General features: G+C 53.9%; 20 protein-coding genes. 11 read left to right on the top strand and 9 right to left on the bottom strand.

Annotated elements, in window-relative coordinates; all coding sequences use genetic code 11:
* The first annotated feature begins 51 nt into the window (after positions 1-51).
* Entirely contained in the window at positions 52-2,268 is a 2,217-nt protein-coding gene (locus EQG79_RS27500) for a penicillin acylase family protein (protein WP_129605963.1), read from the top strand.
* Between the two features lie 49 nt (positions 2,269-2,317).
* Here EQG79_RS27500 and EQG79_RS27495 read toward each other — a convergent pair whose 3' ends face one another.
* Positions 2,318-3,349, bottom strand: coding sequence for an aldose 1-epimerase (locus tag EQG79_RS27495; RefSeq protein WP_129605961.1), 1,032 nt, complete (start codon positions 3,347-3,349; stop codon positions 2,318-2,320).
* A gap of 316 nt (positions 3,350-3,665) precedes the next feature.
* On the opposite strand from EQG79_RS27495, the gene EQG79_RS27490 reads away from it, so the two are divergent.
* The 4 genes from EQG79_RS27490 (at position 3,666) to EQG79_RS27475 (ending at position 9,102) form a co-directional block, all read left to right on the top strand.
* Positions 3,666-3,959 carry a hypothetical protein gene (locus EQG79_RS27490; protein WP_077921989.1) on the top strand — a complete coding sequence of 98 codons (294 nt, stop codon included), beginning with the start codon at positions 3,666-3,668 and terminating at the stop codon, positions 3,957-3,959.
* A gap of 30 nt (positions 3,960-3,989) precedes the next feature.
* Complete coding sequence (locus EQG79_RS27485; RefSeq protein ID WP_129605959.1) at positions 3,990-6,395, top strand: ABC transporter permease; 2,406 nt, start codon at positions 3,990-3,992, stop codon at positions 6,393-6,395.
* 170 nt (positions 6,396-6,565) lie between these two features.
* Positions 6,566-6,775 (top strand): heavy-metal-associated domain-containing protein, encoded by a 210-nt coding sequence (locus EQG79_RS27480; RefSeq protein ID WP_077921987.1) that lies wholly within the window; start codon positions 6,566-6,568, stop codon positions 6,773-6,775.
* 41 nt (positions 6,776-6,816) lie between these two features.
* Positions 6,817-9,102 (top strand): heavy metal translocating P-type ATPase, encoded by a 2,286-nt coding sequence (locus EQG79_RS27475; RefSeq protein ID WP_129605957.1) that lies wholly within the window; start codon positions 6,817-6,819, stop codon positions 9,100-9,102.
* A 120-nt stretch (positions 9,103-9,222) separates the two neighbouring features.
* Here the strand turns inward: EQG79_RS27475 and EQG79_RS27470 are convergent, their stop codons facing one another.
* From EQG79_RS27470 to EQG79_RS27460, 3 genes are read right to left on the bottom strand one after another with little or no spacing between them, the layout of a single operon-like run.
* A complete protein-coding gene (locus EQG79_RS27470; protein ID WP_129605955.1) occupies positions 9,223-10,029 on the bottom strand; it encodes a TIGR02757 family protein in 807 nt (268 codons plus the stop codon).
* Entirely contained in the window at positions 10,026-10,244 is a 219-nt protein-coding gene (locus tag EQG79_RS27465) for a hypothetical protein (RefSeq protein WP_129605953.1), read from the bottom strand. Before EQG79_RS27465 ends, EQG79_RS27470 begins: the two co-directional genes overlap by 4 nt.
* 10 nt (positions 10,245-10,254) lie before the next feature.
* Entirely contained in the window at positions 10,255-11,406 is a 1,152-nt protein-coding gene (locus EQG79_RS27460) for a LysM peptidoglycan-binding domain-containing protein (protein ID WP_129605951.1), read from the bottom strand.
* 298 nt (positions 11,407-11,704) lie between these two features.
* Here EQG79_RS27460 and porX point away from each other — a divergent pair, with 298 nt between their 5' ends.
* Positions 11,705-13,270 (top strand): T9SS response regulator signal transducer PorX, encoded by a 1,566-nt coding sequence (porX, locus tag EQG79_RS27455; protein WP_129605949.1) that lies wholly within the window; start codon positions 11,705-11,707, stop codon positions 13,268-13,270.
* Positions 13,271-13,504: 234 nt separating this feature from the next.
* Here the strand turns inward: porX and EQG79_RS27450 are convergent, their stop codons facing one another.
* The 3 genes from EQG79_RS27450 to galK all read right to left on the bottom strand — a co-directional run bounded on the left by EQG79_RS27450 (position 13,505) and on the right by galK (position 16,112).
* The gene (locus EQG79_RS27450) at positions 13,505-14,185 is read right to left on the bottom strand and encodes a cell division ATP-binding protein FtsE (RefSeq protein WP_077921981.1); all 681 of its coding nucleotides are present in this window, start codon (positions 14,183-14,185) and stop codon (positions 13,505-13,507) included.
* A 78-nt stretch (positions 14,186-14,263) separates the two neighbouring features.
* Complete coding sequence (gene fsa / locus EQG79_RS27445) at positions 14,264-14,932, bottom strand: fructose-6-phosphate aldolase (protein ID WP_129605947.1); 669 nt, start codon at positions 14,930-14,932, stop codon at positions 14,264-14,266.
* Positions 14,933-14,960: 28 nt separating this feature from the next.
* On the bottom strand, positions 14,961-16,112 hold the full coding sequence (gene galK / locus EQG79_RS27440; RefSeq protein WP_129605945.1) for a galactokinase: 1,152 nt from the start codon (positions 16,110-16,112) through the stop codon (positions 14,961-14,963).
* A 250-nt stretch (positions 16,113-16,362) separates the two neighbouring features.
* On the opposite strand from galK, the gene EQG79_RS27435 reads away from it, so the two are divergent.
* The 3 genes from EQG79_RS27435 (at position 16,363) to EQG79_RS27425 (ending at position 18,354) form a co-directional block, all read left to right on the top strand.
* Positions 16,363-17,094, top strand: coding sequence for a tetratricopeptide repeat protein (locus EQG79_RS27435; RefSeq protein WP_240699473.1), 732 nt, complete (start codon positions 16,363-16,365; stop codon positions 17,092-17,094).
* 61 nt (positions 17,095-17,155) lie between these two features.
* Entirely contained in the window at positions 17,156-17,506 is a 351-nt protein-coding gene (locus tag EQG79_RS27430) for a transmembrane 220 family protein (protein WP_077921977.1), read from the top strand.
* The gene (locus EQG79_RS27425) at positions 17,503-18,354 is read left to right on the top strand and encodes a hydroxymethylglutaryl-CoA lyase (RefSeq protein ID WP_129605943.1); all 852 of its coding nucleotides are present in this window, start codon (positions 17,503-17,505) and stop codon (positions 18,352-18,354) included. Before EQG79_RS27430 ends, EQG79_RS27425 begins: the two co-directional genes overlap by 4 nt.
* Before the next feature lie 44 nt (positions 18,355-18,398).
* Here the strand turns inward: EQG79_RS27425 and EQG79_RS27420 are convergent, their stop codons facing one another.
* Positions 18,399-18,923 (bottom strand): DUF7935 family protein, encoded by a 525-nt coding sequence (locus EQG79_RS27420; RefSeq protein ID WP_077921975.1) that lies wholly within the window; start codon positions 18,921-18,923, stop codon positions 18,399-18,401.
* 133 nt (positions 18,924-19,056) lie between these two features.
* Between EQG79_RS27420 and EQG79_RS27415 the strand changes: the two genes are divergently transcribed.
* Both EQG79_RS27415 and EQG79_RS27410 read left to right on the top strand, forming a co-directional pair.
* Positions 19,057-19,353 (top strand): iron-sulfur cluster assembly accessory protein, encoded by a 297-nt coding sequence (locus tag EQG79_RS27415; protein WP_077921974.1) that lies wholly within the window; start codon positions 19,057-19,059, stop codon positions 19,351-19,353.
* A 124-nt stretch (positions 19,354-19,477) separates the two neighbouring features.
* Entirely contained in the window at positions 19,478-23,329 is a 3,852-nt protein-coding gene (locus EQG79_RS27410) for a sensor histidine kinase (RefSeq protein WP_077921973.1), read from the top strand.
* A 107-nt stretch (positions 23,330-23,436) separates the two neighbouring features.
* Here the strand turns inward: EQG79_RS27410 and EQG79_RS27405 are convergent, their stop codons facing one another.
* Positions 23,437-24,066, bottom strand: coding sequence for an HNH endonuclease (locus EQG79_RS27405; protein WP_129605941.1), 630 nt, complete (start codon positions 24,064-24,066; stop codon positions 23,437-23,439).
* Positions 24,067-24,233 lie beyond the last annotated feature (167 nt).

The raw sequence follows: 24,233 nt of genomic DNA, 5'->3' as shown, positions 1-24,233 counted from the left end.
TCCGGAATCGGTTAGCTTGGAGCTGCCAAATACCTAACTACTACCAACCTGATGCGTTACTTTCGATCAACCTGGGTCAGCTTCGCCGGAAGCCTGATCATCGTTCTGAGTTCTACCGTACTTCACGCCCAGTCGTTTACCAAAGCCGAGCTGGCGCGCTGGCAGCAACGAGCGAAACAGGTTACCATTACCCGCGACACCTGGGGTATTCCGCACATTTACGGTAAAACGGATGCCGATGTCGTGTTCGGGCTGCTGTTTACCCAGTGCGAAGATGATTTTGGCCGGGTCGAGGAAAATTACATTACCTCAATAGGTCGGCTGGCCGAAGTAGAAGGGGAGTCGGCGCTGTACCACGATCTGCGGGCGCGGCTGTTCATGGACACTACCCAGGCCATCGCTATTTACAAAAAAAGCCCGGTCTGGATGAAGCAGCTGCTCGATGCGTTTGCCGATGGGGCCAACTATTACCTCTATACTCACCCCGACGTTAAGCCCCGGCTGCTGACCCGTTTTCAGCCCTGGATGCCACTCATGTTCAGCGAAGGCAGTATTGGCGGCAATATCAGCGTGGTATCGACCGAGCGACTGAAAGCATTCTACGAACAGCGGAAGTCGACATCCTGGAACCCCCGCTTCGATCACTACGAACGCGAATCCATCGGCTCGAACGGCTTCGCCATTGCCCCCGCCCGGAGCGCCACCGGAAACGCGCTGCTGCTGATAAACCCGCATACCTCGTTCTACTTCCGATCGGAGGTACACATGATCAGCCAGGCCGGGCTGAACGCGTACGGAGCCGTAACCTGGGGCCAGTTCTTTATTTACCAGGGCTTCAACGAAAACTGCGGCTGGATGCATACGACCAGCTACGCCGACTCGATGGACGAATACCTGGAAACGATCGAGAAAAAAGGGAATACTTTATACTACAAATACGGGGATGCCCTGAAGCGGGTACGGACGCAGCAAGTGCGGCTGCCCTACAAGTCGGGTACGGGAATGCAGTATAAAGACTTCACCATGTATTTCACCCAGCACGGCCCCATTGCCGGGGAAAAGGATGGAAAATGGATTGCCATCAACATGATGAATACGCCCCTGAATGCGCTGTCGCAGTCGTATCTGCGCACGAAAGCAACGGGCTATGCCAGCTACAAAGAGGTGATGAAGCTGAACGGAAACGCGTCGAACAACACCATCTTCGCCGATCGCGACGGCACCATTGCGTACTGGCACGGTAATTTCATGCCCCGCCGGGATACCCGGTTCGACTGGGAACAGCCCGTTGACGGGAGTAATCCCGCCACCGACTGGAAAGGGCTGCACTCGGTCGATGAGATTGTGCAGGTCCGTAACCCGGCCAGCGGCTGGATCCAGAACTGCAACGCTACGCCCTTTACGGTATCGGGTAACAGCAGCCCCGACAAAACCAAATTTCCGGCTTATATGGCCCCCGATGCCGAGAATTACCGGGGGATCAATGCCGTTCGTGTGCTGAGCCGTAAATCGCTTTATACGCTCGACACACTGATTGCAGCCGCCAACGACCCGCACCTGGTGGCTTTCGACGATCTCCTGCCTCCCCTGTTTACGGCTTATCAGAGCGTTTCGGGCGATGCCGTAAACCAGTCGAAAGACCTGGCCGATGCTGTTCAGGTACTGAAAGACTGGAACCGATCATATGGAACGGCTTCGATTGGTCAGACCCTGGCTATACTATGGGGCGAGAAGATTCAGCGGCTGGCCCGGAGCCGGGCGGCTGGCGACCAGCGGTTCGACAACCTGAGCCTGAGTGCTTTCACCATCAAAGCCACTACGCCCCAGGAAAAGGTAACGGCTCTGGCCGACGTACTCAAAGACCTCACGCGCGACTTCGGCAGCTGGAAAACGCCCTGGGGCGACATCAACCGCTACCAGCGCCTGACGGGTAAAACCCAGGAATCGTATGACGATCTGAAGCCCAGCATTCCGGTTGGCTTTACTTCATCGGCCTGGGGGTCGCTGGCGGCTTTCGCGGCCCGTACCTATCCCGGTACCAAAAAGCGGTACGGCAGCGTAGGGAACAGCTTTGTGGCCGTAGTCGAGTTTGGTAAGCGGGTGAAAGCCCGTTCCGTAGTTACGGGTGGCCAGAGCAGCCGCCCCGGCGAAACCCACTTCACCGACCAGGCCCCGCTTTACTGCGAAGGTCAGTTCAAAGATGTATGGTTCTACCCGGAAGAGGTGCAGCAACACGTCGAAAAGACGTACCACCCGGGTGAGAAGTAGGCCGACTCACCGGGGTGGGTTTCGCGCAGGAAGCTGGCCGCCAAGCTGGTTAATCGAGTCGCACCCACATGGAGCCTGACAGCGCATCGCCGGGGTCCAGCACGGCAAGTCCTTCGCCGTTGTTGAACGCGTTTACGTTGCTGGTCTGGGGTTCGATCGCCACGCTGTCGCGCCGGCCGGGGGTGTAGCAGACCAGGTAGTTAAGTTTTCCGGGGCCGGTCTGCTGACCTATAATCAGCCGAACGCCCGTGCGGAGTGAGGTAAGCATGGTTTCGGCGAAAGGGTCCCCTTCGGCAGGTATGCCGGTTGGCTCGATAGCAAACGGGCTATCGAGCTGAACATCTTTCAGGGGTATGGTCTCCGCATTCAGCAGGCCGAGCCGCCCGTTGGGGATCATGTTGCCATCGAGTACGATCGGCATGCGGGCCGGCAGTGACAGGGTCATGTTATCGACCGATTCTTCGGTGAACATGAAGTAAGGGTGCCAGCCGAAGGCAGCCGGACAGGCCGTAGTGCCCGTGTTGATAATCTCGTAGCTGACCCGCAGCGCACACATCCGGTCCTGGGTGTAGTTACTGCCGAGCCGGAGCTGGTCGCCCTGAACCAGCTCGTACGTGATCGTCATGGTAAACGGAAACGGGTAGCCAACCGTGTCGCCTTCGTAGGTATAACGGATGGTCAGCTGGGCATGGGTCGGGCTGGTATCCTGGTCGATAACCGTGAACTCGCGGCCGTGTACAAAGCCGTGCAGCGCGTTGTCGCGGCTACCCTCGTTCATTTTCAGGGCGTAGTCCTGCCCCTCAAACGAGTAGATGCCATGTCGGATGCGGCTGGCAAACGGAAACAGGAACGCACTGGCGTAGGTCTCATCGGCCAGGAGTGCCTGTGGTGATTCGGGACTTTTCAGCAGGGCATACAAATCGTTTCCCTTCCGGAGCACAAGACGCCGAAGAATGCCTCCATAGGCCGGGATGATTGAAATAAATTCACCGGTTTCGGTATGTTCCAGCAGATATTCAGTGAGTGGCTGGGTGTCGGTCGCCAGTGGACCAAATGGTTCTTGCGTAATCAGGAACGGCATAGAATGAGGGACAGTCTGTACAGATTAATAAATCTGAACGTACCTAGATTGTTCGACATTTTAGTAAAAACGTATGCTAACGCAACACATCACCAACTGACTGTCACAACTTTACGGATGGCCGGCCAACCATGTCCGTAACTGAACGGCCCGCGTCCGTTAACGGACACTATTGGTTGATGGTTCGCTCTATATGTCTGATGGTCAGAAGGTTGTAAAAATGGTACGCCGTTTGGGGATTATAGGTCTGTTGGCCCCGTGGCTGACGAGTAGCTTGTACTGATAGACATATTCTGTTGCCAACTCCTCTGTTTCTATGGCACATATCGCTATTCCTATTCCCTCAACCCCCGGCAAACAAGACATCGAGATCGACGTAACGATCAACGGCAAGAAGCACGAACTGCACTACCGCGTCGAGCTTTTTTACTGGGGCGACTGTACCGTTCCCACCTTTGATCGGGTTGAGTGTCTGCGCCAGATGATTTCGCAGTATGATCAGGACTGGTCGCTCTACTACATCGGCGCTCCTACGGATACGTTTGTGCCGATTGCCTTCATGCGAAAGGGAGATATGGCTATTCAGCGTCAGCTGCTGATTGGATCGTAATGAGATAAACCGTTTAGCCGTCATTAACCTATGATACGCAACTACATCAAGATTGCCTTTCGCAACCTGTCGAAGCATAAGGGGTTCAGTTTCATCAACATTGCCGGGGTGGCTATTGGGCTGGCCTGCTTTCTGCTGATCGCCCTCTACGTTCGCGATGAGCTGAGCTATGATCGCTACAACGCCCAGGCCGACCGGGTGTATCGGATCTCGCGTACGTTTCTGTCTTCGGAAGGAATACCCACGCTGAAGCTGGCTCAGCTGGCCCCGCCCTTTGGGCCGTTGCTGAAGCAGGATTTTCCGGAGGTCGAGCAGGCGGTGCGGACACTCGAAAACAACGGCCTTGTCCGATACGGTGAGCATTCGTTCAACGAGCAGGACCTGTTTTTTGCCGAGGGTAACCTGTTCAGGGTGCTGAGTTTTCAGCTGCTGAGCGGTAATCCGGATCAGGCGCTGGCGAACCCGTTTTCGATTATGTTTTCCCGGCCTATGGCAGAGAAGTACTTTGGTACGGAAAACCCCATTGGCAAAACGGTGCGGCTCGACAACCAGTACGATCTGACCGTGACGGGTGTGTTTGAACCCCTGCCCGACCAGGCCCATTTCCATCCGAGCTTTCTGATTTCCTTCTCTACGCTGAACGACCCGCGGGTGTATGGAGCCGACGGGCTGCGGACCAACTGGAGTAATAATGCGTTCAACACCTACGTGCTGCTTCGGGAGGGGGCAGACCCTCAGCGGATGCAGGCGGCCATGGGCGCTTTTCAGGACAAACACGTGCCGCAGGAGGGGGGCATCAGGCCCTCAAAATGGTCGGTGCTGACGCTACAGCCGATTACCGATATTCACCTGTATTCACATACCGATTCCGAAGTTGAACCCACCGGCGATATTCGGTATATCTACCTGTTTTCGGCCATCGGGTTGTTCATTCTGCTCATCGCCTGCATCAACTACATGAACCTGGCAACGGCTCGTTCGGCCAGTCGGGCTCGTGAAGTGGGGATGCGCAAGGTGGTAGGGGCGTTGCGTACCCAGCTTATTGCCCAGTTTCTGAGTGAGTCGATACTGGTCGTCGTGTTTGCGCTGGGTATCGCGCTGGTTCTGGTGCTGATCGGCCTGCCCGTGCTGAACGATTTTACCCACAAGCAACTGTCGGTCAGGCAGCTTGTCGACCCGGTGTTTGTGAGTATACTACTTGGTATCACGATACTGACGGGCCTGGTAGCCGGTAGCTATCCGGCCTTTTTTCTGACTTCGTTCCGGCCGCTGGGGGTGCTGAAAGGGCAGGTCACGTCAGCCATTCGGACGGGCCGGTTGCGGCAAACGCTGGTGGTGACGCAGTTTGCTATTGCGGTGGCGCTCATCATCTGCACGGCCGTGGTTTACAACCAGATGAACTACATACAGACCTACCGGCTGGGTTATCAGAAAGACCAGATGCTGCTCCTGCCCGATATCGGCGATTCGACGACGGGTTATGAGACCTTGAAACAGGAGCTGAAGCGGGCCGGTGTAGCGGGAGACATCGGGCGGTCGTCGCGGATTCCGTCGGGGCGCCTGCTCGACTCCTACGATGCCTCGTACGAAAAAGGGGATACCATGGCTCCGGTGACGATCAACCTGCGTTCGTTGCGGGTCGATTACGACTTCATTCCGGCGTATCGGATCGGTATGGCCGCCGGGCGTAATTTCTCCCGCTCGTTCCCAACCGATACGGCTATGGTGATCCTGAACGAAACGGCCGTTCGGCTGATGGGCTGGACACCCGAGCAGGCTATCGGCAAATCGTTCCGGTACGGCCCCAGCCAGGGGCAGATCATCGGGGTGACGAAGGATTACCACTTCGAATCACTTCACCAGAACGTATCGGCCATTGCCATGATCATGACCCGCAGCAATCTGAACTGGATATCGGTGCCCCTTGCCGGGCATATGCCAACGGCCGTAGCCCGGGTCGAAGCGGTCTGGAAACAGTTCTTCCCCGAGCGCCCTTTCGATTACCAGTTTCTCGACGAGCGTTTTGACCGTCTGTATGCCCGTGAGCAAACCCAGCAACTGCTGTTCAGCGTGTTTGCCGGGGTGGCTATCCTGATTTCGTGTATGGGGCTGTTTGGCCTGTCGATGTTCATGGCTGAGCAGCGGACCAAAGAGATTGGCATCCGGAAAGTGCTGGGGGCGTCGGTCTCCAGTCTGGTGGCGTTGCTGTCGCAGGATTTTCTGAAGCTGGTTGGGATTGCCATCCTGATTGCGTCGCCCGTAGCGGGCTGGGCAATGAGTCAATGGCTGAGCGGGTTTGCCTACCACACCGTGCTTCATTGGTGGGTGTTTGCGCTGGCGGCCGTTTTGTCGGTTGGTATCGCCTTGCTGACGGTTAGTTTCCAGAGCGTCAAAGCGGCCCTGCTGAACCCGGTCAAAAGTCTGCGGAGCGAATGAGGATAATAATTCAAATGAAATTCGAGTCGTGAACTAAGCGTTAATCTACAGAGGTTTGTTACAAAGAGATCGAAAGAATCTGCACACGAGGGTAGTAATTCTGTACGGAAAAACTGCCCCCGTGTGCAGACCTTTGTTTGATACATACATCTCAAACAAACCACAACATCATGGACGCAAAGCAATTCAAAACCAACATAAAGTGCGCAAACTGCGTGGCCGCGGTCACGCCTTTCCTCAACGAGGCCGTTGGTGAAAACGCCTGGCAGGTCGATCTGCAAAGCCCAAACCGGGTGCTTACCGTTGACACAGCGACCAGTGATGCAGCCGTTACACAGGCCATCGAGAAGGCTGGCTACAAAGCGGAGCCGCTGTCCTGATCACCCCCGACCGCTGTCGTGGTACCCTCAACAACTTAGTTATGAATGCAAGTCCAGTTCCGTCGGCCCGGTCAGCATCCTCAGTTCGGAAAACGTTTCCGGTGCTGGAGATGAGCTGCGCAGCCTGCGCGGTTAGCGTCGAGTCGACGCTGAAACATACGGCGGGCGTACGGGATGCCGGGGTGAACTATGCCAACCAGAATGCCTGGGTAGAGTTCGACCCGCAGGTCGTTACCCCCGACGCCCTGCAAACGGCCGTCCGAGCTGTGGGCTACGATATCGTTATCGACGCCGAAGACCCCGAAAGCGCCCAGCAGGTCCAGGATGAAGCGCAGCAGAAGCACTATCAGATACTCAAAGAGCGCACGATCTGGGCTTCAGCGCTGGCGGCTCCCGTCGTGATCATCGGTATGCTCTTCATGGACTGGGCCTGGGGTAACTATATTATGATGGCCTTGTCGGCGCCGGTCGTGTTTGGCTTTGGCCGGTCGTTCTTCGTCAACGCCTGGCGCCAGGCCCGCCATGGCAAAGCCAATATGGATACACTGGTAGCGCTGAGCACCGGTATTGCGTTTGTGTTCAGCGTTTTCAACACACTCTACCCCGATTTCTGGCACCGGCGCGGTTTGCATCCGCACGTATACTTCGAAGCCGCTGCCGTGGTGATCGTCTTTATTCTACTGGGTAAGTTACTCGAAGAGCGGGCTAAATCGAGTACCTCGTCGGCCATCCGAAAACTGATGGGACTGCAACCCAAAACCGTTCTGGTGGCCGACGAAACCGGCGAGCATGACGTGCCGATTGCGCAGGTGCGCGTCGGGCAGGTACTCATTGTGCGGCCAGGGGAGCGGATTCCAGTCGATGGACAGGTTGAGTCGGGCGGGTCGTTCGTCGACGAGAGTATGATTTCGGGAGAGCCGGTGCCGGTTGAAAAACAGGCAGGGGCCAGGGTCTTCGCCGGAACCATCAATCAGAAAGGCAGTTTTCGGTTCAGCGCCGAAAAAGTAGGGGCTGATACGGTGCTGGCCCAGATTATCCGGGCGGTGCAGGACGCGCAGGGTAGTAAAGCGCCTGTTCAGCAGCTGGTCGACCGAATTGCGGGTATTTTTGTGCCGATTGTCATCGCCATTTCGGTGCTGACCTTTGTGTTCTGGCTGACCCTGGGCGATACGGTAGCCCCCACCGGCGATTCGTTCACAACGGCACTGCTGACCGCCGTAACGGTGCTGGTCATTGCCTGTCCATGCGCACTGGGGCTGGCCACTCCTACGGCTATCATGGTTGGGGTTGGGAAGGGAGCCGAGAACAATATTCTCATCAAAGATGCCGGCAGCCTCGAAATGGGCCGTCGGGTCAACGCGGTCGTGCTCGACAAGACGGGTACGATTACGGAAGGAAAACCGCTGGTAACTGACTTGATCTGGCTGGTACCCGATGCGGATCAACAACGCGAAGGAGGGGTTTTGTATCAGCTGGAGTCGCAGTCAGAACATCCGCTGGCAACGGCCGTTACCGACTACCTGAAAACCCAGGCCCTGGTGCCCGCTCACGCGGGTACGTTCAACAGCATAACCGGCAAAGGCGTGATCAGTCAGTATGACGATACCACCTACCTGATTGGCAACCAGAACCTGCTGGCTGAGTACGGTATTGATCTTCATGACGATCAGCAACAGCAGGCTGAACAGTTACAGGCGCAGGCCAAAACGGTCGTTTTCTTCGGCCGGACAAGTGCCGCCAGCCGCCAGCTCCTGGCCATCATTGCCATTGCCGATCCCATCAAGGCGACGTCGAAGCAGGCTATCGAAACGCTTCAGCAGCGGGGCATAGCCGTGTATATGCTCACGGGCGATACCATCCATACGGCCGAGGCTGTTGCCCGTCAGATAGGTCTACGTAGCTACAAGGCCGGGGTTCTGCCCGCAGAAAAAGCCGAATTTATCACGGAGTTACAGAAGCAGGGCCATGTTGTGGCGATGGTTGGCGATGGAATCAACGACTCCGAAGCCCTGGCCCAGGCCGATGTGAGTATTGCTATGGGTAAAGGGTCGGATATTGCTATGGACGTAGCCCGAATGACGCTCATCACCTCCGATCTGAACAGCGTTCCGAAGGCGCTTCAGTTGTCGAAGAAAACGGTACAGACCATTCGACAGAACCTGTTTTGGGCCTTTATCTATAACCTGATTGGCATTCCGATTGCAGCCGGTGTACTTTATCCGTCGTTCGGCTTCCTGCTGAGTCCGATGATTGCGGGAGGAGCTATGGCCCTCAGCTCGGTGTCGGTCGTGACAAACAGTTTGCGGCTCCGGTCGGTAAAACTCTAAGTCGCTAAACTGTCTGAACAATTCAGCCGACCGGGATTACGTGCCGGGCAGTACCGAAGTTGATCCGATAACATACCGAAGGCCGTACGTCACTGAGAGGGGCGGAGCGTTGAGGATGAATTACATTTCGCCTTCGACGCCCAGGCCGAACAACGCGAAATCGTAACGGACAGGATCGGCTGGGTCGAACTGGCGAAGCGTGTCGGTTAATTCGATGGCTGCTTTCCAGTCGGTCTGAGGCCGGCTGAGCAGACCTAGCGACCGGGCTACGCGGTTGACGTGTACATCGATCGGCATCACCAGCTGCTCCGGCCTCAACCGCGTCCAGAGGCCAAAATCTACACCCCGGTCATCTCGTCTGACCATCCAGCGCAGAAACATCAGCAGCCGTTTGCAGGACGAGTTGCGGGCGGGCGTGGCAATGTGTTTACGGGTCCGGTCCGGAAAGAACGGGTCGCAGCAGAACCGGTCGTGAAAGGTAACCAGCGCCAGCTCAACCGTGGTGCCAGTCGTTGAGGTAGAATCGGTCAGAAAGGCATCTTCCAGCGAGTCGTTTGCCTGGTAATAGGTCCGGAAAAAGTGCAGGAAGTAAAGCGCGTCGGTTGCGTTGAAGGTGCGGTGTTTAAACGCCAGGAACCGGGTAAGGTCACTCTCCTGATGGGAACGGACAAAGTCATAGGGCGCGCCGTCCATGAGGTCAATCAGCTCATTGGCTTTTTTCAGGATGACAGGCCGCTGCCCCCAGGCCAGAACGGCCGCCCAGAACCCCATGATTTCAATATCCTGCCGGCGCGAAAACCGGTGTGGAATGCTGATCGGGTCGCGTTCAATGAACGAAGGCCGATTGTAATGATCGGCCTTCGCATCTAAAAAATCTTTCAACAAAGCTGGATCAGCGGGTGTCGCGGCCTGCGTTATTGGGGTCATCGGCTTTTTCCTCCGCTCACTACCCACGCCATAGCCCGGGAAACCCCCGAAAACAACGCCAGCAGCGTAGACATTACAAACGTAAACACGGCAATGAACGGATAAGCCATGACGAACATCACGTTGAAGGTCTGATAGCCTACCGTTCCCTTCATCTGCTCATCGCGTTCCCGATGGCGCCGGGCAATTCGTTCCTCTTTGGTTTCTTTTTCCATAACTCGGTATCTACCGAACAATATAACTCACCTCAGCCCGAAAACGTCGGTCCTCGGGCGAAAGTTTCGCGAAGGCCTGCGCCGAGAGTTTTATCAGGATTTTGTCGTTGACGCCGGTGTCGGGCAGCCGCCCAATCACTTTGACCCACAAACTCTGGTTGTTGAACAGGTTGCGTACTTGTACCAGCGTGCCGATGGGGGCGGTGCGGTGAAGAGCCAGGTACTTACCCGATCCGTCGCCTTCGATAATTTCGGCAACGCCACTGTCTGACAGACGGCGGCCCCGGGTAGGCATGGGTGCGTCGTTGCCCGGGCGGGGCAGTTCAACCTCGGCCTCGGCAGGTTTGGCAGCCGGCGTGGGTGGGGTGTCTGTCCGGCGTGGTTCGGTTGCGGGGGGCGGGGTAGGACGCTCGGTTCGGGCTATCGGGGGAGCAGGTTCGGGCCGCTGTTTATCCTCTTTGGGCGGGTCGTTTCTGGGCGGATCGGTACGGGCGGGTTCAGGTTTGCGGGTATCGGCGGTACGCGCGGGCGTCCGGGCCGGCGTGTCGGGCGTTTTGACGGCTACGGTTGGAACAGGACCGGCTGGAATACGAGCCTGATAGGCCTTTTCCGATACGATCAGGGCCTGCCCGATCAGTACGTTATTGGCGCTGAGGCTGTTCCAACGGCGCAGATCGTCCTGCGACACGCCATAGCGAACGGCCAGGCTGTAGAGGGTTTGACCGGGCTCTACCACGTGAATTCCCGAGCGGGCCGGGTCGTCGGTGCGCTTAGCGTCTTTATTGACGTCTGGCTCGGCTTTTGCTACCCGTTTTTGTTCTTTCTCTTCTTTTTTAATGGCCTTGTCGATCGCTTTTTCCTGCTTTCGGCTGAGGGCGCCGTCGGGGAGCGGAATCCGGACAAGCTGGTCGTAGCGGACGGCATCGTTCATATCCGGGTTAGCGGCCTTGATTTCAGCTACTGATCGCCCGTACCGACGGGCGATCGCAAACAGGGTCTGGCCTTCGTCAACACGGTGGAGAATAAAGCGCTTACCATCCTTTTTTTCGACGCCGACCGAGTCGGTCAGCATTGGCTCCGAAGAGCTGGCAAGCGATGCTGAACTAAACAAAACCCCGCCAAGCAACAAAGCGGAAGCGGTTACTACAATACGTTTCTTCATGGGTTGGGCTGTGCCCGCTGCCTGGCTCTAAGACAAGACGGTAACGTTGGTAAAATTAATGTAAAAATACGGCGGTGTTTACCGACAAACGGATTTTAAGGCTATTTCCGTTTATCAACCGGTGGTGGCGGGGGGTGTTAATTCTTGTTAAATACCGGAATCCGGCTTTAAATAACGAACCACCCAAACAGAACTGGACGTTTGACGTTTAGAATTGTACCAATCGGTACGCCGATTTTCTGACAGAACCAGCCGAAAGCCAAGCGGCTGGTCCGTGTTTTTCATTCAACTAATGCATATGCAAAACTATTCGATACTCTGGGCCGACGATGAGATTGATCTTCTCAAACCCCACATCCTTTTCCTGAAAAACAAAGGCTATGACGTTACATCGGTCAATAGCGGAGCCGACGCGCTCGATCAGGTTGAACAGAGTAATTACGATGTTGTATTCCTCGACGAAATGATGCCCGGTATGACGGGGCTCGAGACGTTATCGCAGATCAAACAGATGCGGCCTAACCTGCCGGTTGTGATGATCACTAAGAGCGAGGAAGAGCACATCATGGAAGAGGCCATCGGCTCTAAAATTGCCGATTATCTCATCAAGCCTCTCAACCCGAACCAGATTCTGCTATCGGTCAAGAAAATACTGGACAACAAACGGCTCGTTACCGAGCGGACCAACATCGGCTACCAGCAGGACTTCCGGAATATTTCCATGCAGTATAATGACCGCATGGATCATAGCGAGTGGTCTGATGTATATAAAAAGCTGATATACTGGGAACTGGAGCTGGATAGCTCGCAGGACAAAAGTATGTCGGAGGTGATGAACATGCAGAAGAGCGAAGCCAATGCTACGTTCTGTAAGTTCGTCATGGACAACTACGAAGACTGGCTGAACGATCCGAAAGCCGAAAGCCCTGTCATGTCGCATCAGCTGATGCGCAAGAAAGTGTTCCCGCTGGTCGATCAGAGTGGCAACCAGCCTCCGCTTTTCTTTATTCTGATCGATAACCTGCGGTACGACCAGTGGAAGGCCATTGAGCCGCTTCTGGCTGATTACTTCTCGGTAGAAGAGGAATCATCGTATTATTCCATTCTGCCCACAACAACTGGATTTGCCCGGAACGCTATTTTCTCCGGCATGATGCCGAGCGAGATGGAACGCAAGCACCCGGACCTGTGGGTCAACGATGATAATGAAGACGAGGGGCTTAATAACCACGAAGACGAGTTTCTGCGTCGGCAGCTGACCCAGAGCCGGCTGGATGTGAAGATGTCTTACCATAAAATCCTGAACGTAAACCAGGGTAAATCGCTGGTCGACAACTTCAACAATTTACTCCAGAACCAGCTGAACGTGGTTGTTTACAACTTCGTCGATATGCTTAGTCACGCCCGTACAGATATGGCTATGATCAAGGAGCTGGCGCCTGACGAGTCGGCCTACCGGAGCATTACCCGGTCCTGGTTCCTGCATTCGCCCCTGCTTGAGTTTGTGCAGAAGATTGCGGCCAAGGGTGGTCGCCTTATCGTGACGACTGACCACGGCATGATTCGCGTGCAGAAGCCCGCCAAGATTGTGGGGTATCGCGAAACCAACACCAACCTGCGCTACAAACAGGGTAAGAACCTCGGTTTCGAAGAGAATCATTTGTTTGTAGGACGTAAGCCTGAGCGGCTCTTCCTGCCCAAGCCGCATGTCTCTACAGCCTATGTGTTCACGCTCGAGGATTACTTCTTCGCTTACCCGAATAATTACAACTACTACGTGAACCACTACCGGAATACTTTCCAGCATGGCGGGGTTTCGCTCGAGGAAATGATTATTCCGTTTGCCTATATGAAGGCGAAATAAGCAGATCATCGATTGGTAGGAGAGGTGTAGTTCGTGAAGGTCGCTGGCGGCTTTTACCGGCTACACCTCTTTCGTTGAACACCAGAGCGGCCCGCCTGTCCGGCTCAACAATAACGGGTAGCGTGCGCATACGGAGGCCTGACAGCCTTATCGACGCCAGATGACGTCAACCTAGCCTGGCCGCGCAGCCGCTATGGATAATGATGAACGGATGTTTCCGAAAATGGAATTGAACTAGCCTTTTAGCTCAATGACCTGGCCATCCTGGCAGCGCAGCACGCGGGCCGGATATTTGTGGAGCAGGTCGTAGTTGTGAGTGGCCATGAGTATGGCGGTTCCGGCATTGTTGATCGCCTGGAAAACCTTCATAATCTGGTCGGAGACCGCCGGGTCGAGGTTCCCGGTTGGTTCGTCGGCAATCAGGATCTGTGGTTCGTTCAGCATGGCTCGGGCGATCACAACCCGCTGCTGTTCGCCCCCCGATAACTGGTGCGGCATTTTTTTCTGAGCCGTTCCCAGCCCAACCTGCATCAGCACGTCCGCAATGCGGTTGTTCATGCTGGTTTTGTCTTTCCAGCCGGTGGCTTTCAACACAAACTTCAGATTATCTTCTACCGAGCGATCGAAAAACAGCTGGAAGTCCTGAAAGACAATTCCGATCTTCCGACGCAGTTGCGGTACGTCGCGGGGTTTGAGGGCGTTCAGGGTGAAGCCAGCTACCTGCCCTTTGCCATGCTGGAGCCAGAGGTCGGCATAGAGCGTTTTCAGCAAGGACGACTTACCGCTACCGGTGCGGCCGATGAGGTAAACGAATTCTCCCTTATGAACCTGAAAGGAAACGTCACCCAGTACTAATTTCTGGCCCTGAAAAATATCAGCATTGTCGAGTGTCAGCACAGGCTCGGAGGAAAACATAATATGTAGCAGGGACAATAGACCGCCAGCAGCTAGCGGTAAACGGGCCCGTCTACTGCTAACTGCTGGCGTCTGTTCTTATTGTTTAACCGGCAGATTTGCTTTTTCGTGGTCAGCCAGGAATTTAGCCAGGCCGCTGTCGGTGAGGGGGTGGTTCAGCAGCGCTTTGATGACGCTAAGCGGAGCCGTCATCACGTCAGCACCAATTTCGGCACACTGGATGATGTGCATCGGGTGGCGTACTGAAGCGGCCAGTACTTCGGTGGTAATGCCGTAGTTGGTGAAGATCGTAACGATCTGCTCGATCAGCGCCATACCGTCGGTTGAGATATCGTCCAGACGGCCAACGAAAGGCGATACGAACGAAGCACCGGCTTTGGCAGCTACCAGTGCCTGACCAGCCGAGAAAATCAGCGTACAGTTGGTGCGAATCCCTTTTTCGGAGAAGTATTTGATGGCTTTAACACCATCGGCTGTCATAGGAATTTTGACAACGATGTTCTCATCGAGTTCGGCCAGTTCGTCGCCTTCTTTGATCATTTCTTCGTATTTCACCGAGATCACCTCTGCGCTAACATCGCCTTCTACGATATCGCAGATTTGCTTGTAGTGACGCATTACATTGTCTTTACCGGTGATGCCTTCTTTGGCCATCAGGGATGGGTTGGTGGTTACACCATCAAGAACGCCCATTTCCTGAGCTTCGCGAATGTCGGCGAGGTTTGCCGTATCAATGAAGAATTTCATGTTTTTGCAATCGTTTTTTGAGGGAATACTAGTTCAACTCCTTCGTTCCGTCCTGTATTTTGCAGGTGTGAAGGTAAGTATCTTTACCCGTTCGGGCGAAATATTCTTTTGTTATGTGCTCCGAAAAAGCGCTTAGTGCGTCTTCCTGCACCAGATTGATCGTACAGCCTCCGAAGCCGCCCCCCATCATACGCGCACCCAGCACACCGGGCTGTTGACGGGCAATGTCGACCAGGATATCGAGTTCGGGGCAGCTTACTTCATACCAGCGGCTCAACCCTTCATGTGAACCGTACATGTACTGCCCAAAAGCCGCTACATTGCCCGATTCTAGTGCCGCCACCCCGTCGAGGAGTCGCTGGTTTTCCTGAACCACATAGGCGCACCGGCGGTACAGGTGGGGATTCGCGGTTTTCACATGTTCGTCCAGCATAGCCATGGTTACGTCGCGCAGACTGCTGATCGAGGGGTAGAAGGCCTGTAACAAACGAACACCCGCTTCGCACTCGGCCCGGCGGGTGTTGTACTCTGAACTCACCAGCGAGTGTTTGACCCGGGAGTCGCAAAGCACAATCCGGATGCCTTCCATCTGAATGGGGGCATACGTATAATCGAGCGATCGGCAGTCCAGTTTGATAACGTGTCCGGCTTTGCTCATCATACTGGCAAACATATCCATTACGCCCACTTTAGCGCCTACGAACTCGTTTTCGGCGCGTTGCGAGAGTTTGACCAGATCGATTCGGGAAAGGCCCAGTCCATACAGTTCATTGACCGCGAAACCGACGGCATTTTCCAGCGCAGCCGACGACGAAAGACCGGAGCCCATCGGTATGGTGCCGCCAAACAGGCAGTTAAGACCGCCAAACGAATGGCCTGCCTGTTTCAGCTGAGCCAGAACCCCAAGCAGGTAATCGGCCCAGGTGTCGGTCTTCTCGAGTTGTTCGAGAGCGCCCTGGTAGGTTTTGCCCAGATCATGGGCAACGATATGCAGTTTATTGTCGGAGCGTGGGCCAATAGCCAGGAAAATGGCTTTATCGATAGCCGCCGGAAGAACAAATCCTTCGTTGTAATCGGTATGTTCACCAATGAGGTTGACGCGACCGGGGGAACAAAACAACCGAGGTTCGTCGTGGAAAAGGCTACGAAATGAGTCAGTAAGGGAAGAGATCAGGTCCATGCTGGCCGGAAACAAAAAATGGCAAACCAATGTCTCACCGCTACGACCACCTACCCTTGCTTCGGTCAAGACCTGGGGGATTCAGCAGGAGCTGGTAGCACCGATTTGCCGATGCAAAGTTAAGCATTTGTTAGGCAAACGACCAAATTTCGCCCGTACCTTTGTTGTCCTAAATTTCATACTAACTCTACAGACGGTTTATCAATCGCCTGAAAAACCCGTCACCGGGCTACACGACAACCTATATATTATGAGATCACAGACCTACCGGCTGGCCCTTGTTTCGTCTTGTCTACTGCTGATAATGAGTGCCTGCAACTCGGGCGACCAGTACGTAGAACAGGGGCGGGCCTACCTGCGCGACGGCAAGTTTCGGGAAGCCGTTCAATCGCTGAATCAGGCCGTCGAAGCCGACAATGATAATGTAGAAGCCTTCAATTCGCGGGGTGTGGCTTACTTTGAACTGAAGGAATACGCCAATGCGACCCTCGATTATGATCAGGCGATCCGGCTCAAGCCCGACTATTACCGGCCTTATTACAACCGGGCTTTGCTGAAAGTAGCCCAGAATGATTTGGGTGGTGCGCTGAAAGACTATTCGGATGCCATCCGCCTGGCGCCCGATACCAGCCAGCGGACCCGCTCCGAAATCTTTCTGAACCGGGGTCAGTTATTTGCCCAGCAGGGCCAGCTGCAACCAGCCATGAATGATTTCTCGCAGGCAATCACGCTGGATAACCGGAACGCACTGGCGCTCTATAACCGGGGTAACTTACGGTATCAGCAGAAGGATCTGGACGGGGCGGTGGCCGACTTCAAACAGGCGGTTCAGGCTGATCCGCGGTTTGGGAAAGCGTTTTACGGACTAGGCATTGCCCAGCTTCTACAAAATCAGCGCGACGCGGCCTGCCTGAGCCTGAAACAGGCCCAGACGCTTGGCTATGCCGATGCTGCCAATGCGCTGGCGCAGTATTGCCAGTAAAATCGAGTAGAAACCACGAGGCTGAACCGTTTCTGTTCTCCGGAATGTAGTTTATAAACGTATGCGAAAAATACTTGCGGTTACTTTTGGTCTGCTTTTTCTGCTGTTTGCTGCCTTTCAGTATAACGACCCCGACCCGGAAGTGTGGGTGCCTATTTACGGAGCCGCTGCGGTAGCCTGCTTTATGGCGTATGCGGGTGTGGCGCGCTGGTGGTTTTTTGTCGGAATGGCCTTATTGTATCTCGTAGCGGCCTGGTATCAGCGCCCCCCCGTTTTTGAAGGATTTATGTTCAGCGAGGTGGGTATGCGAAGCCTGAATGTGGAACTGGCCCGCGAGGCCGGCGGGTTATTAATCTGTGCGCTGGCCATGGGTAGTCTGGCCTGGCTAACCCGCCAACCCCTCCGACGATGAAGCTGATCGAATGTCCTCGCGATGCCATGCAGGGGCTGGCCCATTTCGTGCCGACCGAGCTGAAAATCCGCTACCTGAATACCCTGCTGCGGGTAGGTTTCGACACCCTCGATTTTGGCAGTTTTGTTTCGCCTAAAGCCATTCCGCAAATGCGGGATACGGCCGAAGTACTGGCGGGGCTGGATCTGACCCAAAGCCGCACCCAGCTGCTGGCTATTGTCGCTAACCTGCGCGGTGCTGAGCAGGCGGCTGGCTTTTCATCGATCCGTTATATCGGGTTTCCGTTGTCAGTATCGGAAACGTTTCAGCAGCGGAACACCAACAAATCCATTGAGCAGGCTTTTGCCGAAGTGACTCAGATACAGACGCTCTGTACCGCTACCGACAAACAGCTTGTCGTTTACCTGTCCATGGGGTTTGGTAATCCGTACGGCGACCCCTACAGCCCGGAGCGGGTAGGCTCATTTACCGGGCAGCTGGCCGAACTGGGCATTCGTATTGTGGCTCCGTCGGATACGGTAGGTACGTCGACTCCCGAAGCCATTGAGCAGCTGTTTACCCATCTGATCAACACGTTTCCACAGCTGGAGTTTGGAGCACACCTTCATGCGTTGCCGGGGCAGGCACCCGCTAAAGTGCAGGCAGCTCTGCGGGCGGGCGTGCGCCGGATTGATGGAGCGCTTCGCGGTTACGGTGGGTGCCCAATGGCGGCAGAAAGCCTCACGGGTAACTTACCCACCGAAGACATACTGGCTGTACTGCGTGACGACGAGGAACTGAAACCCGCTATCGATGAGGTAGCGTTGCAGGATGCCTTTCGGCTGGCCAATGAGGTGTTCGGTGCTTAAAAGTTCGGTATGAATAAGCAGGCCGGAGCCGCTGATCGTTACCGTCACATGAACATGCCCTGGATTTCGTCTTTCAGGCTTTTGAGCGCATCGGCCGTGGGCTGTTTTTCTTTCTGAATGATCCGTTCAAAAATTCGCTTCGACAGTTCGAGCGCTGGGGCGTCGGGGCGGGTGTCGCCGGATGCCTGGTTGATCAGGGTCATCACATCATTCATGGCAGCCTGAATCTGATCCCACACGGCCTGGCTCATGTATACCTGCTGCGACAGGTTATGATTGTATTCATCCCGGATTTCCTGAAGGAGTCGTTGCTGAAAATCAAGCACGGTGGTAGAGCTGCCTCCCAGTCTGAGTAACAGATTATTGGGGCTGATGCGCTCCAGAAACAGCGTCATTCGCTCGTAGGCCTGCAACCGAATGGGAACCACCGCTTCTGTATAGCGATTTTTAGTATCGTAGCGATGGCGATCGGCTTCGCGTTCCAGCAGCAGTTTAACCGTCAGATACATACCGTACAAAACAAGGCCGGCCGGAATGATCAGCTTTAAAAAATCACTCACTAAGTTCATAAACTGGTACAGGTTATTTGCGTCAAAATAAGTAAATTTGGCAAGCAGGTCATTGATAGATAAGTCTTTAAATTGATGCTTTTTGTTGATATCTACCTATAAAATATCAGAATCTGCGACTCGTTAGTACCATATGTCATTACTAGACAATCCTGTTTTTGTGAAAACAGAAGCGCGTCAACAAATAATCGATACGCTTCAGGTAAATAAAATTCCGGACACCTATGGCCTGCGGGTGGGGGTGCGCGGTGGTGGCTGCGGAGCGTCTTGGCTACTGGGCTTCGACCTGCCCGGGCCGGCCGACGAAGTGTATAACGTTGATGGGGTGCGCATCATTATTGACCGCAAGCATTTACTTTACGTATTAGGCGTCGAAATCGGCTACGAAATGGGTGGTTTTACTGTCGATAAGATCGATAGCAATAAGTAGTTTGAGGGAACTACTAAGTATATTGTTTTCGAGGATTGAAAACTAGATATTCAGAACTATCCCAGAAGATAAAAACTTGGCATGATTTTAGGTCTAGTCAGCTTGTAAAAACGTACCGAATCGAGTGAAGCGTATCGAGCAACATATTTTCCTTATTTTGGCGGTGCTGGCCGTCGGGTTGTCGGTACTGTGCTATTTCCTGCTCGAGCGAAACGCACCGGCTGCTACGGACGAACAGTATCTGAGTACGGTGCAGCAGCGGGTGAAGGAAGAGATGGCCGTCAGCACGGAAGAGCTCGACCGGATTTCTACCCTGCTGGGTCAGCAGCCCAAAGCCCCGTTTGCCACCCTCAATTTGACTACCCGATACCCTTTCTATGTTTTTCGTAACGGACAATTGTTCTACTGGTCCGATCACCGGTTTATTCCCGATTACAAACGAATCCAGGACGTCAGGGATCCTAAACTGGTCGATTTTGAGCAGGGGCGTTACCTGGTTAGTCACAGACGGGTTCTGTCAGGCTCGGTTGTCAATGATGTCTTTTCGCTTGTAAACGTTTATCGGTATTATCGCAATACAAACGCCTACCTGAAATCGGGTTATAGCGCCAGCCTGTTTGCCCTGGATCCCAAGTCGGTTAGTGCCGAGCGCCGACAGCCGTACCAGGCTATTTATGACAATGCGTCGGTCTTTCTGTTTTCGGTCGAACCGCCCAGGGTCGATGTATACCGAAACCATTCTACGCCGGTCAATACCATCATTCTTGCAACGATTGGCATCATTTTTCTAGGGCTTTATATACTACAGGTCATCCTGGGACTTCGGCAGCGCAGGCTGTATGAACTCGGATTTGCCTGGCTGGCGGCCTACCTGCTTCTGCTGCGGGCGCTGATGTTGTATTTCGGCGTACCGTTCTTGTTCATCGAGTCCGACCTGTTCAATCCTAAGTTCTACGCATCATCGGTACTGGTGCCGTCCCTAGGGGATCTACTGCTGAATGTGCTGGTGGTGGCTATTCTGGCTCTGTATTGGGTAAACTACTATTTCCGGTCTGCCACCTACACCGCCCTTCTTCGGTTGCCGGAATGGGGTAAAGCTATTGTTTCTGTCGGCTGCGTCATAGCGAGTTATGTTGTCTTCGCGTTCTGCTACAGCGAACTGAATAATATTTACGAGAAGTCGCAGTTCACCCTGGACATAACGCTGAACATCCACTTTTCCTTCCTGAAGGTGATGTGTCTGCTGGTGTTCATCGGTGTGTCGTTCGTTTATTTCCTGCTGGTTCATCTGCTGGCCAGTCTTTTCCTCCGCTATAACCGGATTGCGCGGGTAGGGCGGGGGATACTTCTCATTCTGCTGGGGACCCTGGTTACGGCGCTGCTGGCTTACCTGCTCAGCTGGCCGTTGATTACCATTTATGGAGTCAACGGGTTGTATTTCATGCTGATTTACATTGGCAAGTTTCCCCGTACGCTTTATACCTTCCGCTATAAAACATCAATTTATCTCTTTCTGGCCGCTTTCGTCTGTGCGGTTACTACCGCTTACGTGGTGTACACCCAGGAGATTCGGAAACAGCTGGTTCATGAACGGGCTTTTGCCGCGCAGTTGCTGGCTGAAAATGATGAGTTCGGCGAGTTCCTGATGAGCAAAGCGCTGGAGTCGGTAGTGCGCGATACCGAAATTGAACACGCTCTCCGGTCAGACACGTTGCTGGTTCGTGAGCGCATTCAGCAACGGATAAAAACGCTTCATCTGGACAAGTATTTCGACAAATACGACATTGAAGTATTTTCCTTTAAAGCCGATGGTCGTCCGCTGGATGTGAGCCCGAACGCGGTATCGCTCGCCGACCTGACGACCCGCTATCGGAAACCTGCCTACCGTACCAATTACGCCGGCATCTACTTCGTTAACGAAGCCGACAATCAGTTCCTGAAGCAGTATCTGTGCTTCATGACGGTTCGGCAGCTCGGACGCTCCCTTTACATGGACGAAGGGGTTAAAGCCGCCCCCCGCGATTCTGTTGGGTATATTGTCCTGGATATGCGACTCCGCAACGAACGGGTGAAAAGCGTTTATCCCGAACTGCTCGTCGATACGAAGTTTACGAAAGATCCGGACGAGCAGGAGTACAGCTACGGCTTTTTTGACCGAATCAGGAAAACAAATTCGACTGGGCTACCCCAGTACCGGCTGGTATACAGTACAGGCAGCTACAACTACGAGCGAAAAATGCCTGCCTCGTTGCTCAATGATCCGCGCTTATATACTGAAGGGGTAGCAACCAACCAGTATCAGCACGTAGCCCTGCAGGGGCGCGATGGCCGACTACTGGTGGTATCGTCGGACGAGTATCCGTTTCGGAATATCTTTTCTAACTTCTCGTTCCTGTACCTGTTGCTGGTATTGACGGTAATTGCGGTCATTGTAGCCTATGCGATCAACTACAGCTTTACCCAGTTCAGTATCAACTACTCGACCCGTATTCAGATCCTGCTGAACGTGGCCTTTTTCCTGCCGCTCCTGCTGGTGATTATAATCATCCTGAGCGTAATCAGCTCAAACTACATCACGAACCAGGAGAGTACGTACATCAGCAATACCCGCAATATTGCGGCTAATTTTGTGACGTACCTGGATGAGCACCTGGTTGCCAACAAACGCAGCAAGGCGTCTATGGAAGAGGAGCTGAGTAAGATTGCCCGGGATGCGGATATCGACATAAACCTGTTCGATACGCAGGGGCGGCTCTACACCTCGACCCGCCCGCTGATGTACGCGAATGGGTATTTGTCGAAACAGATCAACCCGAAAGCCTACATCCGCGTTATTGAGGAGAAAGAAAACCAGATCCTGCTCGACGAATCGTTGGGTACCAAGCATTATCGTACCGCCTACGCGGGAATAAAGTCCTACGACGGTAAGCTGTTGGGGGTGTTGAGTATACCTTACTTCTACGCCCGCCCGGAGCTCGATCGGCAGATCATTGAGGTGATCGCTTCGGCGCTGAGCATCTTTACGGCCCTGTTCCTCTTCTTCCTGGTTCTCTCTTATTTCGCTTCGCATGTACTGACCAAACCGCTGCGACTCCTGACGCAGAAAATCCGGAAAACGAACCTCGACCGGCCGAACGACCCGCTTCCGTGGCGTTCTGACGACGAAATTGGGCTGCTGATCCGGGAGTATAACCGGATGCTGGTCAAGCTCGAAGAAAGCAAACAGGCGCTGGCTCAGAATGAAAAACAGTCGGCCTGGCGCGAGATGGCCAAACAGGTTGCGCATGAAATCAAAAACCCGCTCACGCCGATGAAACTGACGCTGCAACACCTGCAGCGCACATTCCCCAATACCAACGGAAGTGACGGGTCGCTGGGTGCCAACGAGTCGGCCACAAGGCGGGTTATCCAGCGTACGTTCGATTCGCTCCTGGACCAGATTGACAACCTGAGCGATATTGCTACGTCCTTCTCCGACTTTGCCAAAATGCCGTTGCCGATCAACGAAACGTTTGAAGTAACGGCGGTGCTCAACAAGGCGGCTGATCTGTACGCCGACGATCAGCGGATCACCCTCCGGCGGCAGGTCGTTAACGGGCCTGTGATGGCCATTGGCGATCGGCAGCTGATCGGTCGGATACTGACTAATCTGATCATTAACGGCATTCAGTCTGTACCACTCGACCGTAAACCGGTGCTGGATCTACGGCTATACACCAACGATGACGAGGTACAGATAGAGATTCACGATAACGGAGCGGGCATTCCGGAGGCAATTCACACCAAGGTATTCCTGCCTAATTTCAGTACCAAGCGGGGCGGCTCCGGGCTGGGGCTAGCCATTGCCAAACGAGGAGTTGAGCACGCGGGCGGCAGTATATGGTTTGAAACGACCGAAGGCGTGGGTACGTCCTTTTTTGTATCGCTACCACTAGCCAGCGTGGCGTTGCCCTCTATCAACCAGCCGGTGAGTTGAGGAATAAAAAAACGGTGAGGCTATAAAAACAGTCAGCCGGTCAGGATACCCAACCGGCTGTAACTCATTGTCTCAAACATCACTCAAATAAAATCAGCTGCAACTACTCAGGAACGATCATTGGAGGTTACGGCGGGCGCATCGTCTTCAATAGAAACTTGGCGCCAGTTTTCTCCGGACCGGATACGATTGAGTTGCGTATGGGTTATGCCAAACTGCTTGGCAATCATTTTCAATCGATTTTTATCATTCCGCAACAGCTTCTTGATAATCTTGACCTTGCTTTCTGTTAGCTTATAATTCCGGGCATTGCGGACAGTCGGGCGGTTCTTGACATTCGGGTTTTCCCGGTTGTGCTCGACCATCTCGTCCTTGGTAACCCAGCGCAGGTTCTGGTAGTAGTTGTTGAGCTTATCATGATCAAGGTGAATCACAAATGTCTGATCGGCTCGCTCGCGAACAACGAAATATTCGGCTACCAGTTTGTGGATATACCGGTTAAGCGTTTTTCCTTCAGTCCGTATATTAAGCGACTTGTAGCCCTGAATGACCGAGCCTTTAATAAGCTTTCCTTCTTTACCAGCACCGGCGTTTGTCCGCTTCCCCGATGCATCTGACTGGTAACTACGCAATCTGCCGTAGTTTGATACGTCGTATCGAGGAGGGTTTTCAACATCTTCGAACGGTATCGTGACCCACTTCTCATTCCAATAATCCTGGCCTCTCTTATCGTTCATAGCTGGTAGTAATTGGATGTTTACGTACAGATAGCAAGTACGAATGTACTGATTTCTGTTTAACAATTGTATAACAAAAATAAAACAAGATGGTTGGGTGTTTTTGCTATAAAATTGTTGAAAATCAACAAAATAGTGGTTTTGGTAAGTACAGTTGCCTGTGTATT

Origin of the sequence: Spirosoma sordidisoli (genome assembly GCF_004138325.1) — a bacterium.
Classification (GTDB): domain Bacteria; phylum Bacteroidota; class Bacteroidia; order Cytophagales; family Spirosomataceae; genus Spirosoma; species Spirosoma sordidisoli.
The sequence above is the reverse complement of the archived record's forward strand: the minus strand, read 5'-3'. Positions and strand labels throughout refer to the sequence as shown.